This window comes from Bacillus cereus group sp. BfR-BA-01524 (assembly GCF_022662595.1).
Classification (GTDB): Bacteria; Bacillota; Bacilli; order Bacillales; family Bacillaceae_G; genus Bacillus_A; species Bacillus_A thuringiensis_S.
On sequence record NZ_JAKUDW010000007.1, the window covers coordinates 66,997 to 84,837 of the forward strand.

Below are 17,841 nucleotides of genomic sequence, written 5' to 3' on the forward strand. Positions count from 1 at the left end.
CCTCCCTTATTTAAACAAAATATGTACAATGTAAATGATAGTTTGTCCCTATCGATAATGCAAATAAAATCGCTTTATTTACAAAAAAATAAAAGAAGCTAACCTATTGATTAGCTTCTTTATTCGTTAAATTTGAAATTCAGGATCATCTTCTTTTCGTTTATCCATCATTTCTTTCACTTTATCAACAGCTTGTGGCGCTAATTCAATTATTTTATCGATGACGTGTGTTTGTTTATCTAAGTGCAATACTTTCACACCATCTCCATTTATAACAAGAAAGGCAACAGGATTAATAGAAACTCCTCCTCCACTTCCTCCGCCAAATGGATGACGGCCTGAATGTTCTACTCTACCAAATTCACTTCCACCAGCAGCAAATCCGAAACTTACTTTCGAAACTGTAAGAATTACACTTCCATCTGCCGCTTTAATTGGGTCACCAACAATTGTATTTACATCAGTCATTTGTTTTAAATGCTGCATTGCGGTTGTCATTAAACCTTGAATTGGATGGTCCATTCTATATCCCCCCTATGCTTGAACAGAGTTTTTTTCCATGCCAGATCTTTGCTGCCTCATAAATATGAGTAATTTCACCGCTGTTTTTACAGTACGGAATATACGAAAAGATGCTGTTAACTCACATCTCGATGCAAATCCCTTCCCTTGAAAAACAGGTGTAATTTCAAATTCTGGTACGTCAACAATATGCATATATTGTCCGACAACTCCAGCAGCCATTCCTTTTGTCCCCCATGCATATCCAGTGACAATTCCAGTACTAGCTGCGTCGCCTGCTCCAATTTGTGTATGCCATCTCCAACCATTGATTTTCACTCGTTTGAGAAAATCTTTAACGATAGTATGAACGTCTTGCAGCTTTTTTATCAGTTCACCTATGCTGTCAAGTTGCGCCATAATTTTATTATCTAGTCCGCCGTCCTTTTCAGCTTTTTCGATTTTTTGTCCTGTCTTTTTCTGCTGTTTTTCAATTCTTTCCAACACGTCAAATGTATATCGAATCATCCATATTTTCACTTGAAATAAACATTGCTTTTCCATTTCTGAATATAAAAATGTCACCTTAAGCGATATTTTCGACAATAGTATAAGCAAAATAAAAAGGAGAAGAATTATTATTCCAATTATGAGCCACTTCATACGTATCATCCTTTCACTCCGTACCCATTATCGACAAGTTTATTCATCATTAAACAGAGTTTCATAAGATTGAATATAAAAATTTTTCTAAAAATAAAAAGGTATTTTGACAATTTGTATCGAAATATATTATTTGAACATATCATCAGAGAACGGACTCTAATGATATGTAGCACGAAAAACAGAAAATTTAACTGCAGTGGAGGGATACATAATGGCAGATCGTCGCAATTTATTTTTCTTTTATGGTGATGACAAAGCAACGCTCGTTGAAAAAATGAAACCAATCTATCGTATTTTAGAAGAGAATGGATTTACCATATTAGATCATCCAAAAAATGCAAACGCTATCGTCAGTGTTGGAGATGATGCAACCTTCTTACAAGCCGTTCGTAAAACTGATTTTAGAGAAGATTGCTTATACGCAGGGATTTCTACGAAAGATGAAATTTCGTTCTACTGCGATTTCCACATTGATCACATCGATACAGCCCTTCAAGAAATTACAAAAAATGAAATTGAAGTGCGCAAATATCCAACAATTCAGGTAGATGTAGATCATGGTACATCTTTCTATTGTTTAAATGAGTTCTCATTACGTTCTAGCATTATTAAAACATTCGTTGTAGATGTTCACGTTGATGATTTATACTTCGAAACATTTAGAGGGGACGGTTTAGTTGTTTCTACCCCAACAGGAAGTACAGCTTACAATAAATCATTGCATGGTGCAGTTGTTGACCCACTTATTCCATGTTTCCAAGTAAGCGAACTAGCATCTTTAAACAACAACACTTACCGTACGCTCGGTTCACCGTTCATTTTAAATCATAAGCGTACATTAACTTTAAAACTAAGACCAGACGGTAACGATTATCCTGTTATCGGCATGGATAACGAAGCGCTTAGCATTAAACAAGTTGAAAAAGCTGTTGTACGCTTAAGCGATAAACAAATTAAAACAGTTAAATTAAAAAACAATTCTTTCTGGGAAAAAGTACAGAGAACGTTTTTATAGGATTAAAATAACCGCAGAATTATGGGATCCCATAATTCTGCGGTTATTTATCTCTCTAACTATTAGTTGCTATTTTTGTCAGTAAGTCGATATATTTCAATAATTGCTCATATATTTTCACATACCTTTTCTATAGACAACCTGCCCATCTATTACGGTCATTTCTGCTTGTACTTCTTTTATTTCTTCTGCCTCAATTTCAAAAATATTGCGGTCTAATATTGTAAAGTCTGCTTCATATCCTTTTGTAATTTGCCCTCGCTTCTCTTCTTTTCCGATTGCATAGGCACTTCCTGTTGTAAATAGAGAAACAGCCTCATATACCGTTAATCTTTCCTCAGGCATATAGCATACACCGTCAATAAAACTTCTACGTGTAACAGCGCTATATATGCCTAAAAATGGATTTACTTGTTCAATAGGAGCATCTGAGCCACCATTACAATGTAGTCCTGCTTCCAGCAATGTCTTCCAAGCATACGCATAACGAAGACGGTGTTCTCCCAGTTTTTCAATGACTGACGGAAAATCTGATGAAAGAAAGACTGGCTGTATATCAATAATGGCTTGCAAGTTTTTCATTCTTTCAATCAACTCTTCACGAGCAAGCTGACAATGAATAATGCGGTCACGTAACCCTTCTGCTGGTGGATATAATTCGAGTGCATCAATGACATATTCAAGCGATAAGTCACCGATAGTATGAATCGCAACTGGCATATGTAAGTCTCGTGCTTTCTTCACTAATTCTGCAAGTTCTTCACGTGAGAAAATTGCAACCCCATTCGTTTCCTTCGCATCTTCATACGGTTCACTTAATAATGCTGTTCTTCCGCCAAAAGAGCCGTCAGAAAAGATTTTCATTGCCCCAAATTCAATATAATGTTCATTTTCATATTCTTTTCGTTCATGTGCTACTTCATGATGAACGAGCAAATGGGCTTTAAATGGCATTTCTTTTATAACATGAGAAAACGCATTATGCGTTTTTCTAAAACCACCATAGTAATTTAAATCTTCCGTATGCCCGCCAATGAGGCCGTATTGCCAACAATCTTTAATCGCTGTTTGCAAAGCTCTTTGTAAATACGCTTCATCAATTTCAGGCTGAACATGTTTAATTAATTCTTGTCCTTGTTCATATAAAAGTCCTGTTAACTTATTTGATGAATCCCTGCCGATTTTCCCGCCTTTTGGATTTTGCATCGCTTCTGTTATGTTCGCTTCTTGCAGTATGTATGAATTCACCCATGTAACGTGACGACAAACTCGCTTTAATAAAATGGGATGTTCCTTCGAAATTTCATCTAAATCACGCGCATGAACATTTTTCGTATCTGTAAAGTTATTTTCATTCCATCCTTCTCCAATAATCCAAGATCCCTTTGGAGCTTCTTCCACTCGCTTCTGGACAAGAGTAAGCACTTCTTTGTAAGATGTAAAATTTGATAAATCTAGACGGAGTAACCTCTCTCCATGACCAATAAGATGCATATGACTATCAACGAGACCTGGGATCATTGTTTTGCCTTCTAAATCATACAATTTCCCCACCGAATATTGGGCTTCTAGCTCTTCTTTACTCCCAATATCAACGATTATGCCGTTTTCAACGTAAATCGCATCCGCTGTTTCAGTTTCTTCCTTCATCGTGTAAATAGTGCCGCCGTACCAAATTTCTCCCATATATTTCATCTCCTCTACTTTATTGTATAGAAAAAAGCACCATTTCAAAACATGGTGCTTTTCCAAAAATTAATTTTGTTCAGTAGGGTTCGTTGTAATTTGCCATTCAATATTAAATTTATCTTTTACTTGTCCGTATGCTGGGCTCCAGAATGTCTCTTGAAGTGGCATGATAACCTCTCCACCTTCTTGTAACTTATCGAATACTTCTTTTGCTTTTTCTGCATTACTAATTTGAATTGCGATTGTTACTTGAGATCCGATTGCATGCCCTTGACCTGGGAATGTATCAGAAATCATAAGTTCCGTATTACCAACTTTTAAAGTAGCATGTAAAACGCGCTCTTTCGCTTCAACTGGAATCGGGTATTCTGGATTTTCAGGCATGTCACCAAAAGTTTGCATGACTTCTACTTTTGCATCTAAAGCCTCTGTATAAAACTGTACAGCTTCTTGCCCACTACCATCTAAAACTAAGTACGGATTAATACCTAAAATCATACGGACACCTCTTTTTTAAGTTTATAAAATCGAACTTGTGTTCGTTTTTATATTATCATTGTTTTGCATTTCATTCAACTATTTACTTCACTGTTTTCAAAATTATTTTGACGGAATCTCCATCTCTTGTTTTCTAAGTTCAATACGGCGAATTTTTCCAGAAATCGTTTTTGGTAGTTCATCTACAAATTCAATTTTGCGAGGGTATTTATATGGTGCAGTGAGTTCTTTGACGTGTTGTTGGAGTGTTGGAATTAAAGTTTCTTCGTTCTTTTCTATATTCTCTCTTAATACGATAAATGCCTTCACGACACTTCCGCGAATTTCATCAGGACTTGCGACAACCGCACATTCTCTTACATAAGGATGTTTTACAAGCGCATCCTCTACTTCAAACGGCCCGATTGTATAACCAGAGCTAATAATGATATCATCACCACGTCCTTCAAACCAGAAGTAGCCGTCTTCATCTTTCTTCGCTTTATCACCTGTAATGTAATAATCACCGCGGAATTGCATCGCTGTACGCTCATCGTCTTTATAATATTGTTTAAAGAGGGCCGGCGTTTCAATGTGAACTGCAATATCACCAACTTCACCTACTTTAACTGGAATACCTTCCTCATTTACGATATCGACATGGTTACCTGGCGTTGGTTTCCCCATTGATCCTGGTCTAATATCCATCCCTTTCATTACACCAACAAGTAGTGTATTTTCCGTTTGCCCATAGCCGTCTCTTACTGTAATATCAAAGTGCTTTTGGAATGTTCCAATGACTTCTCTATTTAACGGCTCACCTGCGGATACAGCGCTATGTAACGCCTCTAAATTGTACTCGCTTAAATCTTCTACCTTTGCCATTAATCTATACTCAGTCGGTGTACAACAAAGCACATTCACCTTATTATCGCCTAATAAATTTAAATACGTTTTCGGTTCAAACTTACCGTTGTATACAAATCCTGTTGCCCCTGAACCGAGAGTTGCTAAAAACGGGCTCCAAATCCACTTTTGCCACCCTGGACTAGCCGTTGCCCATACAACATCATTCTCTTCAATTCCGAGCCAATTTGGGGCGCTTGTACGTAAATGAGCGTATGCCCACGCGTGCGTATGAACGACACCTTTCGGGTTTCCTGTCGTCCCTGACGTGTAAGATAAAAAGACCATATCTTCTTTATCTGTTTTCGCCATTTCTAACATGTCACTTTCTGTTTCTAATGCTGTCTTTAAATTGATCCATCCGTCTACTGACTGCTCGCTCAGGACGAATTTTTGAAGAGATTCCATTGCTTCTATATCATCAAACTGTCCAATGTACGGCTCATAGCTTACTATCGCTTTTACTTCTCCATGTCCAATTCGATATTCGATATCTTTTTTACGCAACATTTCCGAACTTGGAATTACGACAAATCCTGCTTTAATCGCAGCGATATACGTCATGTAAGCTTCAATTAAACGTGGCATCATAATAAGGAGCTTGTCCCCTTTTTGTAAGCCACTTTTTATAAAAGCGTTTCCAATTTTATTTGCACCTTGCATTAATTCAAAATATGTAACTTCTCGTCTATTCCCTTTATCATCTTGCCAAATTAAAGCAAGCTTCTCTTTATCGTCTGTATATTTCTCTATTTCTGAAACTAAATTATAAGATGGTGGTGCCAACAATTCCTCTCTCTTCATAAACATCCTCCTTTTTCTTTATGCCTCCCTTATATAATAAAGAATTTTCAGTAAATTTTGAACCCTCTTCTTTTGACAATTTTTTTATGCTTTTGTCGAAATGAATTTATACTAATATGAACAACAAAAAGAAAGAGCGGGAAAACCCGCTCTTTCTAAGCCATCGTATATGGGATTATTTTTGGAAACCGCCTAATTGTTGCTCAGCTAGTGAAACTAGACGTTTTGTAATTTCGCCACCAACAGAACCGTTAGCGCGAGATGTTGCATCAGCTCCAAGTTGAACACCAAACTCTTGAGCGATTTCGTACTTCATTTGATCTAATGCTGCTTGAGCACCAGACACTGCTAATTTATTTGTGCTTGCCATGTTGTATCACCTCCTTGTGAGTATAGAGTGTGATAAACAACATGACTTCATACATGTTTTAGATATGGTAATTTATGGTTTTAGAAAAGTTCTTCGAATTTTTCTTCTTCCGCCACTACTTCAACCGTTTGTAATACCATTGTTTCTTTGTTCGCTACAGCTTCTTCGATTAATGGTGTGAAATCGTATTTCGCTTCAAATCGATTTGCTTTTTCACGCTTCGGCTTCGTCGCTGGACTAGCTGGTGTGAATACTGTACAGCAATCTTCGTATGGACGAATTGAAATATCATACGTGCCGATTTCTTCAGCAATTTTAATAATTTCTAATTTATCCATCGTAATAAGCGGACGAATAACTGGGTAGTTTGTTACTTCGTTAATCGTATGCATGCTATCTAATGTTTGGCTTGCTACTTGTCCAAGACTTTCACCAGTTGTGATTGCAAGTGCGTTACGCTCCTCAGCAATCTGCTCTGTAATACGCATCATCATACGGCGCATAACCGTCATTGAATAGCTAGATGGGATTTCTTTATTAATCGTTTTTTGCACTTCTGTAAACGGAACAAGGTGAAGCGTTACACGTTTACAGTATTTCGTTAACTCTTGTGCTAAATCGATTACTTTTTGTTTTGCACGCTCACTTGTGAAAGGTGGGCTATGGAAGTGAACTGCTTCCACAGATACGCCGCGTTTCATCGTTAAGTACGCTGCTACTGGGCTATCTATACCACCAGAAAGAAGTACCATTACTTTTCCGCCAACACCAACTGGTAAACCGCCAGCTCCCATATGCTCACCACACATAATATAGCTGTAACCACTGCGAATTTCTACACGTACATTCACATCTGGATTATGGACGTCTACTGTGATATCCTCTGTATTTTCTAAAATGTGCCCACCGATTTCTGGAAGTAACTCCATCGTCTTCATTGGGAATCGCTTATCAGAACGGTGCACTGTAATTTTAAATGTTTTCACATCATCTTTTACTTGTAAGAAAGCTGCTAATGCACCTTTTTTAATATCTTCTAATTCTGATGGTACTTTCATCGCTAAGTTAAACTTATGAATACCAAATACGCCTTTCAATCTTTCAGAGATTGCTTCATGATCTTCACCATTTAACTGGATGTACATACGGTCATGCGTTGCATCAATTTTAATATTTGGAAACTTTTTCAGTTTGAACTTCACGTTATCTTTTAATGTGCTTACAAATTTAGAACGGTTTTTACCTTTTGTCGTCATTTCTCCGTAACGCACTAAAATATATTCATATGTCATCATATTTCTTTACCTCATCACTTCATATAATTTTGGCATCGTCTCTTTTACAATACCTTCAAATTGTTTTACTTCTTCCATCGTGTTGTCTGGTGCCAAACTAATACGAATAGCGCTTGCAGCTGCTGCATGCGGCACTCCCATTGACACTAACACTCTGCTCACTTCATTTGCTTTTGAAGAACAGGCAGACTTCGTCGATACATATACACCGTGCTCTTCTAAAGCATGAACGACTACTTCTGGTTTTAAACCAACAAATGATACATTTAAAATGTGCGGTGCTGCATATGCAAGCGATGTATTAATCGTCACATCTTCCATCTCTTTAAAGAAGCTGACAAGCTCTGCTTGTAAACTTTGCAAATGAGCTACCTTTTCTTTCACTTGTTCCATTGTCATGCGAAGTGCTTTCACCATTGCTACAATGCCAGGTAAATTCTCTGTACCAGAGCGATACTTAAACTCTTGTTGACCACCTGATAAAATCGGATCTAATCTTACGCCATCACGTATATAAAGAAGACCCGTTCCTTTTACACTGTGGAATTTATGTCCAGATATTGAGCAAAGATCAATATGAGAAGCATATAAATCAAGCGGTACTTTTCCTATCCCTTGTACATGATCTACATGGAATCTTATTTTCGGATGATTCGATAATAACGTTCCAATTTCAGCAACGGGCTGAATTGCTCCAGTTTCGTTGTTCACATGAATAATTGATACAAGAATCGTATCTTCACGAAGTGCTCGTTTTACATCCTCTACCGATACAACACCATGCTCGTTAACCGGTAAATATGTTACATCAAATCCGAGTTCTTCTAATTGCTTATATGCCTCAAACACAGACGCGTGTTCAATATTTGTTGTAATGATATGTTTGCCGCGCGAACGATTCCTCATTGCTATCCCTTTAATCGCAAGGTTGTTCCCTTCCGTTCCACCTGATGTGAAAATAATTTCAGAAGGTTTAACGTGAAGAAGCTGCGCTGCAATCGTTCTTGATTGTGTTAATAGACGCTCTGCCTCTCCTCCAAGCGAATGAATAGAAGAAGGATTACCAAAATATTTCCCAGCAACCGTCACGTACGATTGAAGAGCTTCTGGATATGGCTTCGTCGTCGCACTATTATCAAAATAGATCATCGTTCTTCCCCTTTCAGCGCTATCACATCATATAATCATATCATAAATACGTGTCATTACGCTAAGACTACGCAAAGGTTCCGTTTTATCCCGATTAGTGAAGAATAATAATTAGTGAGATCCCCACACTGATTACAGTTTCACTTTATTTTGAAACGAATAACCTTACTGTATTCCGCTATTCATTATAGCAACATCGCCTGCAAAATTACACAAAAAAACAAACCCTTTTATGAAAGGGTTTGTTCATTGTCTACATATTCAGCTATTTTTTGAACAACACCAGGTTCAAGTTGCTCTAGTACAGAAGCGGCTTGTTCTAAAGCTGCATCGTATTGATATTCACGGAATAATTTCTCCGCATAATTTAAGCTTTCTGCAAGGCTTTCATCATGACTGCGGTAACGGTTACCGTATTGAATTAATTTTTCAACTAAATACGCTTGTCCAATTAACTCTTCTGTCATTTCAGCTACACCGTTCACAGTTGTGTATGCTTCTTCTAAACTGCTATTTACAGCGTTCATATTTAACGGCTTCACTTCTAATTGTTCATATACAGCTTGCATTGCCATTTGCCCTCTTTTTAAATCTTCCATAATACTCTCTGGAAGACCTGGCAAATTCGACTTTTGCATAAAGCGTTTCGTTTCGAAAATAGTATTTCGCATTTCTTGTAACTTCTCACGCGCTTCAAATTCTTCTTTACGCATCGTTTGCAGCATTTCTTTATATTCTGCATGAAGTACTTTTAACGTTTCACATTGCTCATAAACCTCTTCTAGTTCCTCACGAATAATAGAGAAGGCAATATCTTGTTCAGCAACGCGTAATTGTAGCATTTCAAAACGTTTCGTTAAAATGTGCATTTGCTTTTCAATTACTTTTTGAGATTCAATATCCTTATCTTGCAATTGATAGCTTTGTTTCACAAGTTGTGTTTCTGTTTTCGTTTCAATCGTTTCGATACGTATTTCTTCTAAGTCTTCATAAACAGAAAGTGTTTTTTGCTCCACATAATGTCTCGCATGCACCTCTTGCTCAAGTTGATCATAGAAACCATCTAAACGAGTTTTTAAGTCTTCCACTTTTTCAGCCGCTTCTGTTATATGAAGCTCCTGTATATCCATTAAACATGTGTTTAGTTGTGTCGTCATATCGCGAACTTCTTTAGGGATTTCCAAATACTCTAATACATAACCTTGTCTTACCATATCATTATGTCCGTGTAATAAATCTTCCAGTTGAACTGGTAGCGTCGCTTGACACTCTACTAATAAATCTGGAATTTGGTGAATAATGATTTCTAAACTTGCTAAACCTTCTTCTAAACTAATAACAATTTCTCTCGCTTTTAAGTAGTCACCATTATCTGTTGCTTCTTCAAAGCTTTTAAATTTATTAGATTCAGCATCTAGCATCTCTTCGATTTTCTGCTCTGCTGCTCCATACATATGTCTATGAGCAAGAACACTCTTTTTCATACTACGATATGTATCACGTAACCCTTCAATTTCCGAGCTATTTTTCTCATGGCTTTCTAACAATTGCTGTAATTCATTTAAAACACCTGTAATACGATTATCAGCGTCATCTAAACCACTTATGGATTCGTTCATCGCATGCTTTGCTTTTCGGAAGGAGAATTGCGAGGCGAATTTTCGCGCTTGCGCTAAATCTTTGTCAGCTTTCGGAAGGGTTGTTGATACAATTTCATCCCATTCTTCACGCCATTTACCAAACAGTTCTTCTGTTTGACCCGTCATGTTTAAATCTTTTACCCGTTTTAGTTCATCTGCCACAGGTTTATCTTTTATCTCTTGTTTCCACTGCTCTAGTGCTTCAATATCTTTATATGAACGATTTCTTATCACAAGCTCTATCATGAGCAGCACTAGAATAGAGCTTACTACAATGATAACGATCGTCAGGATAGAATCCATGCAAAAAAGCCTCCTAGTTATATCTCTTTTTTTGTCCGTTCCGTTTATGAAATGGAAGGCATTATGTATAAAAAGGGAATTCCCCTATATTTAACAACTAACAATGTACTAATCATACCATGTAATGGCTTGTTTTTGACCTAGTTTTTTTTAAAATTTCATGTTTCTTTCAATGCGATTGTAATCTTTCTCAATATTCCGCCTACCTCACTACCTATCCTCAAATGATTGTAATAACAAACAATCTTTCGTATGAGATACGAAATAAATTTTCCGCATGAGTGGTGGTTCAACAGAAATTCCATGTACATTTCCCTGCCTTACAGACTGCTCTACTGCCCTTTCTGGAAGTAAAGTGATGCCAAGGCCAGCTTTTACCATTGCAAGCATCGGTTCTGCGTAAGATGTTTCCACAGCTATAGTTGGTTTTACACCTATCTCATGAAACATGTTCATAATCATTTTCCTTACATCGCATATTTCTGGATATACAATTAATTTTTCATTTTGCAGCTCTTCTATTTGAATGACTTTCTTCTCTTTATACGGATGATTATTTGAAATGACACAAACAATTTTCTCTTGTTGCACTTCTTTTATATACGTAGCACCTTCTACTACTGAATCGATGAACATCGCTTCAATCTCCCGCGCTTTAAATAAATCTCTTAATACTTCCGTATGTCCGATTTGCCACTCTACTTCGAACTCATCACCTAACACATCTTTACATTCTAATATGTAATGCTCCGCTAAACTCGGTAGTATACCAATTGAAAACTTTCGGTTCTCTTGATACCCCCTCATTTCTGTTTTTGCTTCATTTATTTGTTCCAAAATCGGTACCATTCTTTTTATAAATAACTCTCCTGCCTCCGTTAACTCCACTCCTTGCGCAGAACGCTTAAGTAAAGTAACCTCTAAATCCGCTTCTAACTTTTGAATTTGTTTACTAAGCGCTGGTTGAGATATATGTAAAATCTTACTTGCCTTTGATAAACTTCGCGTATGCTTCACTTCGATAAACGATCGTACTGCCTCCAAATCCATCGTACACACCTCTAACAAAAAGTTATAACCGTTATAAGAAATCGATATTTCCTCCTATAAACAATTACTCTTTATACTTATTTCATCAACTTACTATAACGAAATGTAAAGGGGAAAGATACTCTTGAACAAAAAACAAATGCTAATCGGATCCTTTCTATGCTTACTCGCCGTCACTGCCTGGGGATTTATGTTTCCTGTAATGGCAAATGCCCTGCAATTTATCGATCCGTTCTTCTTCACAACGATTCGCTATGGATCAGCAGCTATTATTTTTCTTATTTTGCTATTAATTACTGAAGGGAAGACTTCACTCCGCTTAGAAAAAAGAACACTTTCTCTGTTCTTTTACGGGACAGTCGGTTTCGCAGGATATGGTTTTCTCGTTTTCTACGGACAACAGCTTGCTGGACCTTCCGGAGCAATTCATGCAGCTATGATTCAATCCCTTATGCCACTGATTGCCTTATCACTGCAATGGATAACGAAAAATCGTCGCCCTCAAAACTACACATTTCTTTGTATGTTCGTTGCATTACTCGGTGTTATGCTTGTCATTTCAAAAGGAAATATTCACTTATTATTTGGAGCTGCAAGCCACTTATCGACAAACATATTGATGCTATGCGGCGTTACTTGCTGGGTCATTTATACAAACGGGGGTGCTCGTTTTCAATCTTGGTCACCACTTCGATATACGACATTAACTTGTTTATTTGGCTCAATTTCACTCATCGTTATTGTTACTTTCTTAACGTACACAAATATAGTTACTATGCCGTCACTGCGTACAGTTGTGAGCGTTCGTTTTGAGCTCCTTTATATGTCGATTATCGCAGGAGTTATCGCTGTATTTTGCTGGAATATGGGAAATCGCTATATTTCATCTATTAACGGCATATTATTTATGAATTTAGTCCCTATCCTTGCACTGATCGGTTCTATCTTTCGAGGTTATACAGTCGATAAAATCGAAATCGCTGGAGCTGCATTAACAATTATCGCGCTATTATGTAACAATTTATGGCAAAGAAAAGTAAACATAAAAATCCCCACCTCAGTTCGTTAGGTGGGGATTCTTCACATATGAACAGCTCTTGGCCATTCATGGTACATATTTGCTTTACATAATGCTTGTTCCATCCATTGCTCAATCTCTTTCGTGTATATTTCTATAAAAAATGTCTCAGACGGGAAAGAATGCAGTACTTCTGATATATATTGTGGATATAAAAACGGCATATTTATCATGCCTTTTAATTGCGTCATAAACATTGTAAATGATACTTTCTGAAATTCTTGTTTCATTTGTCCTTGTCTAATAATTTGCTCTATATAATATCTTTCTTTAGAAAAATAAACGGTCATCACTTCACGAATTAATGTCGTATCAAGCGAAAGCTCTCGGTAGAAGAAACGTGTTAGTTCTCTATTTTCAAATTGATATCGTAACATCCCACGCACCATTTGCACCATCACATCTTTAGCCGACAAATACTCTCTCTGTTCAAACGAAATTTCAATCACATGAATATACCCTTCTAAAAAATCAGTAATAAGCTGTTCTAATAAACCTTGCTTCCCAGCAAAATAATATGAAATATTCGCTACATTCACATCCGCTCGCTTTGCAATGTCTCGCACCGACGTTCCATCATAACCTTTCGTATTAAACAACGATATTGCCGCATCAATTACTTTTTGTTTCGTCTGCTTCATGCGCTCACTTCCTCTCAATGAACAGCTATAGTTTAAATTTCTTGACTTTTAAGACAAATTCCTTTAATTTTCTATCGACAAAGTCATGTGAAATACATCGTATTTTGCTAATATTTTACACATCTCGATAAAAAAGGAGCTGTTTCCATGTTTACTAAAGAAAGTTATGCAGGATCTCGCGTGCAGCAATATGAGACAGTAATTAAACAACTGGATGCGTTATTAACTGGCGAATCAAACGTAGTCGCAAACTTATCAAATGCGTCCGCATTATTAAACCAATTTTTAGATCGCGTTAATTGGGTTGGCTTTTACGTAACAGAAGGAAATCAGCTTGTCCTTGGACCGTTCCAAGGAATGCCTGCTTGCGTACGCATTCCATTTGGACGAGGCGTTTGCGGCGTAGCAGCTGAAACGAAAACAACGCAGCTTGTAGCGGACGTTCACCAATTCCCAGGTCACATCGCTTGCGATAGTGCTTCTAATTCAGAAATCGTTGTACCGATTGTGAAAGAAGGAGCTGTCATTGGTGTACTTGACATTGATAGTCCTGAAAAGAATCGTTTTGATGAAGTAGATCAGCGCTATTTAGAAAAGTTTGTGGAAACACTCCTAAAACATATGTAAAAAGAAAAGAGTGAGTTATCGATTTAGTACGTCCTGTACAAAACCGATAGCTCACTCTTTTTTTATTGATTAACAGTAGATATTTTCTTTAATGCCTGCTCTAAATCAGAAACGATATCCTCCCACGATTCTAAACCAACTGATAAGCGTATTAAATTATCGAAAATGCCCATTTCTTTTCTTAGTTCAGCCGGAATCGCAGCGTGCGTCATCGTTGCTGGATGCTGAATTAACGTTTCTGTATCTCCTAAACTCACCGCAATTGTAATAAAGTGGAGGTCATTAATAAATGCTTGCGTCTCTTCTTTTCCGCCTTTTACTGAAAAAGAAATAACACCGCCCCCGCGCTTCATTTGACGAGATGCTAACTCCCCTTCTGGATACCAAACACTTTCTACCGCATCATGTTTTCTTAAGAACGATACAATTTTTTCTGCATTATCACAATGACGATCCATTCTTACCGCTAACGTCTTTAACCCGCGTAATAATAACCACGCATCAAACGGCGCCATAATGCCGCCGATATCTTTTCGCATCGGACGAATTTTTTCAGCTAACGCTTTCGTTTTACAAATCGTTACACCCGCCACAACGTCGCCATGACCACCAATATATTTTGTCGCACTATGCACAACAGCGTCACAGCCAAGCTCAAGCGGTCTTTGTAAATAAGGTGAACAAAACGTATTATCAACAATGACAAGTAAATCATTTTGCTTCGCAACCTGAATAACTTGTTTTAAATCGATTAATTTCATTGTTGGATTAATCGGTGTTTCAACGAAAATAAGCTTTGTATTTGGACGAATTTTATTTTCAATATCAACCTCTGTCTCCATCTCACAAAACGAATGCGTAATCATAAATTTTTCTTCTAACACTTCTAAAAAACCGTACGTACACCCATATAATCCATTTGAACAAATAATATGATCTCCAGCCTTTAAAAAACCGATTAAAGTTGCTGAAATAGCTGCCATACCAGATCCGAAGGCAAGTGCTTCTTCTCCTCCTTCTAACACCGCCATACGTTCTTCAAATAATTTCACAGTCGGATTTCCAAGCCTTGAGTAAATATAAGATGGATCCACTCCCGCAAAACTCGCCTCTCCTTGCTGCGCAGTCTCAAATGTAAACGTAGAGGTTTGAAATAAAGGTGGTGTTAAACTTCCTTTATGTTCCTCAGGTGTATAACCGTGATGAATTAACGCTGTCTCCATATGCTTCTTTTTCATAAAAACATCCCCTTTATGTTTTTATTACTGCATATTCACCAGTAAAAAACTGATGAACGTTCTTACCACATTTTATGTAAGCGTTTTATTTGTGTTTCTATCTCTTCTTTTATATTGTTTTAAATTCCTTCTTATATTAATTCCCAAAATTTATATGCATAAAACAAAAACGTACTCGCTTGACGAAACTCTGGGTAAAAGATATAATAGCGTTTGTGTAAAATAAAAAGGCAGCCTTGTAATGTGAGTTTATCGTTTGTATTTTGTTCCTCTACGGAGGTGTATCTCGTAACTCCCTGCTGCTGGAGCGAAGGTACATGAAAACAAAATGCCCGTAAATATCGATTACGTCTGTTTTTATTTTACGTAAATAAAAACATTTTTAAAGGAGGAGTCAACTATGGCTCGTTATACAGGTCCAGCTTGGAAACTGTCTCGTCGTCTTGGAATCTCTCTAAGCGGCACAGGAAAAGAATTAGAAAAACGCCCTTACGCACCAGGTCCTCACGGTCCTAACCAACGTAAGAAACTTTCAGAATACGGTTTACAATTACAAGAGAAACAAAAACTTCGTCACATGTACGGCATGACTGAGCGTCAATTCCGTCGCACATTTGACCAAGCAGGTAAAATGCCTGGTAAGCACGGCGAAAACTTCATGATCCTTCTTGAAGCTCGTCTTGACAACTTAGTTTACCGTATGGGCTTAGCTCGCACTCGTCGTGCAGCTCGCCAATTAGTAAACCACGGTCACATCATGGTTGATGGCGCTCGCGTAGATATCCCATCTTACCGTGTAAAACCTAACCAAACTATCAGCGTTCGCGAAAAATCTAACAGCCTTGTTGTTGTTAAAGAAGCGATCGAAGTTAACAACTTCGTACCAGAATACTTAACTTTCGATGCTGACAAATTAGAAGCTACTTACACTCGTCACGCTGAGCGTGCTGAGTTACCAGCTGAAATCAACGAAGCATTAATCGTAGAGTTCTACTCTCGTTAATGACAAAAGGCCAATCCTGTGGATTGGCTTTTTTCAATTCCCCCATTATTTTTTATATCCTACATAACATAAAAATCCCAATACCCTATACTCCCATCTAAAACAAAAAGAATAACCTCCCTGTTTCCATAAAGAACTCTGTTATATTATGAATTTTCACGGAATAACAATAATATTAAAGATTTTTAAACTTTATAACGAGGAGACATTGATATGGAATTCAGAAATGACATAAACAAAATAGCTAACCAAATTTTAGAACGAACAGAGTACATAACTAATGAAGAAATGACCAAGCAATCATTAATTATTCCTTTTCTTCAAAAACTAGGTTATGACGTTTTTAATCCTTTAGAAGTTAGACCTGAGTATGTTGCAGACTTCGGAACTAAGAAGGGAGAAAAAGTCGATTATGCGGTTTTTAAAAATGGAGTTCCAATTATTTTAATCGAGGCAAAATCTGTAACAGAAAATCTCCTTAAACACGATGCGCAACTATCTAGATATTTCAATGCCTTACCTGATGTCAAAGTAGGGGTACTAACTAATGGTATAGAATACAAGTTTTATACTGATTTAACAAATGACAATGTGATGGATGAAAAACCTTTCTTCACATTCAGTATGGATAATTTAACTAATTTAGATATTGAAACGATTGAAACTTTTACAAAAGAGAATTTTGAAGCTGAAGAAATCGTAAAATATGCTGAAGAGCTTATTTATATGACCAATTTAAACTCTACAATTAAAGAACTATTTAAAAATCCTTCAGATGACTTCCTTCGTTTTCTAATTAGAGACTTTAGCTCAACTAGAATTACAAATAACGTTTTAGAGCGATTCCGACCAATCGTTAAAAAAGCAATTAATCGAACACTATTAGAAATAATCAGTGATGGTTTAACACCAAAAGAAACAAAAACATCGGAGAAAATAGAAACAAGCCTAGTTGCAGCTGCTTCTATCGAAATAATTGAAGACATTAATAAAGACGACAAAGCAGATAGAGTTTTCACTACAGAAAATGAACTAACCGCATTTAACATTGTTAAAGAGATTTTAACTGAGAATCAAAGAGATATCAGTAACCTCAAATATAAAGATACTATTAGTTATTTTTGTATCATGAATCGTGTAATTACAAAATGGTTTATACGTCTCTTCCTTGATGGCGATGCAAAATCCTTAGTTGTAAGACTCGATTTAGAAGCTACTAAACAGCTATGCCCTAATTTTGTGGTTGAACAAGCCCCAAAATCACAGGGAGTGAGTAGAATTTTTATTGATAACGTTAATGACTTAAAAGATCTGGAAGCACTTATTACTTCGTGCTATGATCAAATTTTAGCTAATGTTTAAAAGAGAAAAATGTACGCTCTTTTTCCA

General features: G+C 36.9%; 17 protein-coding genes. 5 read left to right on the forward strand and 12 right to left on the reverse strand.

What is annotated here, in order from left to right; translation table 11 throughout:
* Positions 1–126: 126 nt before the first annotated feature.
* Together ytfJ and MR170_RS03910 are read right to left on the reverse strand one after the other, a co-directional pair.
* Positions 127–522, reverse strand: coding sequence for a GerW family sporulation protein (gene ytfJ, locus MR170_RS03905; RefSeq protein WP_000350007.1), 396 nt, complete (start codon positions 520–522; stop codon positions 127–129).
* 12 nt (positions 523–534) lie between these two features.
* Positions 535–1,173 carry a DUF2953 domain-containing protein gene (locus MR170_RS03910; RefSeq protein WP_016080073.1) on the reverse strand — a complete coding sequence of 213 codons (639 nt, stop codon included), beginning with the start codon at positions 1,171–1,173 and terminating at the stop codon, positions 535–537.
* Between the two features lie 205 nt (positions 1,174–1,378).
* On the opposite strand from MR170_RS03910, the gene MR170_RS03915 reads away from it, so the two are divergent.
* Positions 1,379–2,182, forward strand: coding sequence for an NAD kinase (locus MR170_RS03915; RefSeq protein WP_242307278.1), 804 nt, complete (start codon positions 1,379–1,381; stop codon positions 2,180–2,182).
* A gap of 117 nt (positions 2,183–2,299) precedes the next feature.
* Here MR170_RS03915 and MR170_RS03920 read toward each other — a convergent pair whose 3' ends face one another.
* The 8 genes from MR170_RS03920 to MR170_RS03955 all read right to left on the reverse strand — a co-directional run bounded on the left by MR170_RS03920 (position 2,300) and on the right by MR170_RS03955 (position 11,865).
* Positions 2,300–3,868, reverse strand: a complete 1,569-nt coding sequence (locus tag MR170_RS03920) for an amidohydrolase (protein ID WP_242307279.1) — start codon at positions 3,866–3,868, stop codon at positions 2,300–2,302.
* Positions 3,869–3,937: 69 nt separating this feature from the next.
* Positions 3,938–4,369 carry a VOC family protein gene (locus MR170_RS03925; protein WP_242307280.1) on the reverse strand — a complete coding sequence of 144 codons (432 nt, stop codon included), beginning with the start codon at positions 4,367–4,369 and terminating at the stop codon, positions 3,938–3,940.
* A 102-nt stretch (positions 4,370–4,471) separates the two neighbouring features.
* A complete protein-coding gene (gene mbcS / locus MR170_RS03930; protein WP_098678530.1) occupies positions 4,472–6,058 on the reverse strand; it encodes an acyl-CoA synthetase MbcS in 1,587 nt (528 codons plus the stop codon).
* A gap of 175 nt (positions 6,059–6,233) precedes the next feature.
* Entirely contained in the window at positions 6,234–6,428 is a 195-nt protein-coding gene (locus MR170_RS03935; protein ID WP_000168890.1) for an alpha/beta-type small acid-soluble spore protein, read from the reverse strand.
* Positions 6,429–6,508: 80 nt separating this feature from the next.
* Complete coding sequence (gene thiI, locus MR170_RS03940; protein ID WP_242307282.1) at positions 6,509–7,723, reverse strand: tRNA uracil 4-sulfurtransferase ThiI; 1,215 nt, start codon at positions 7,721–7,723, stop codon at positions 6,509–6,511.
* A 6-nt stretch (positions 7,724–7,729) separates the two neighbouring features.
* Entirely contained in the window at positions 7,730–8,872 is a 1,143-nt protein-coding gene (locus MR170_RS03945; RefSeq protein WP_242307284.1) for a cysteine desulfurase family protein, read from the reverse strand.
* A 230-nt stretch (positions 8,873–9,102) separates the two neighbouring features.
* Positions 9,103–10,815: a septation ring formation regulator EzrA gene (gene ezrA, locus MR170_RS03950; protein ID WP_016080067.1), complete on the reverse strand. Its 1,713-nt coding sequence runs from the start codon at positions 10,813–10,815 to the stop codon at positions 9,103–9,105.
* A gap of 210 nt (positions 10,816–11,025) precedes the next feature.
* Positions 11,026–11,865 carry a LysR family transcriptional regulator gene (locus tag MR170_RS03955; protein WP_242307286.1) on the reverse strand — a complete coding sequence of 280 codons (840 nt, stop codon included), beginning with the start codon at positions 11,863–11,865 and terminating at the stop codon, positions 11,026–11,028.
* A 124-nt stretch (positions 11,866–11,989) separates the two neighbouring features.
* Between MR170_RS03955 and MR170_RS03960 the strand changes: the two genes are divergently transcribed.
* Positions 11,990–12,934, forward strand: a complete 945-nt coding sequence (locus tag MR170_RS03960; RefSeq protein WP_029443416.1) for a DMT family transporter — start codon at positions 11,990–11,992, stop codon at positions 12,932–12,934.
* Positions 12,935–12,945: 11 nt separating this feature from the next.
* On the opposite strand, the gene refZ is transcribed toward MR170_RS03960, so the two are convergent.
* Positions 12,946–13,584, reverse strand: a complete 639-nt coding sequence (gene refZ / locus MR170_RS03965) for a forespore capture DNA-binding protein RefZ (RefSeq protein ID WP_016080064.1) — start codon at positions 13,582–13,584, stop codon at positions 12,946–12,948.
* A 147-nt stretch (positions 13,585–13,731) separates the two neighbouring features.
* Between refZ and MR170_RS03970 the strand changes: the two genes are divergently transcribed.
* Positions 13,732–14,211, forward strand: a complete 480-nt coding sequence (locus MR170_RS03970) for a GAF domain-containing protein (RefSeq protein ID WP_000494340.1) — start codon at positions 13,732–13,734, stop codon at positions 14,209–14,211.
* A gap of 62 nt (positions 14,212–14,273) precedes the next feature.
* Here the strand turns inward: MR170_RS03970 and megL are convergent, their stop codons facing one another.
* Positions 14,274–15,449 carry a methionine gamma-lyase gene (gene megL, locus MR170_RS03975; RefSeq protein ID WP_242307289.1) on the reverse strand — a complete coding sequence of 392 codons (1,176 nt, stop codon included), beginning with the start codon at positions 15,447–15,449 and terminating at the stop codon, positions 14,274–14,276.
* A gap of 400 nt (positions 15,450–15,849) precedes the next feature.
* Here megL and rpsD point away from each other — a divergent pair, with 400 nt between their 5' ends.
* Both rpsD and MR170_RS03985 read left to right on the forward strand, forming a co-directional pair.
* Positions 15,850–16,452, forward strand: a complete 603-nt coding sequence (gene rpsD / locus MR170_RS03980; protein WP_000135320.1) for a 30S ribosomal protein S4 — start codon at positions 15,850–15,852, stop codon at positions 16,450–16,452.
* Between the two features lie 213 nt (positions 16,453–16,665).
* The gene (locus MR170_RS03985; protein ID WP_242307291.1) at positions 16,666–17,814 is read left to right on the forward strand and encodes a type I restriction endonuclease; all 1,149 of its coding nucleotides are present in this window, start codon (positions 16,666–16,668) and stop codon (positions 17,812–17,814) included.
* Positions 17,815–17,841 lie beyond the last annotated feature (27 nt).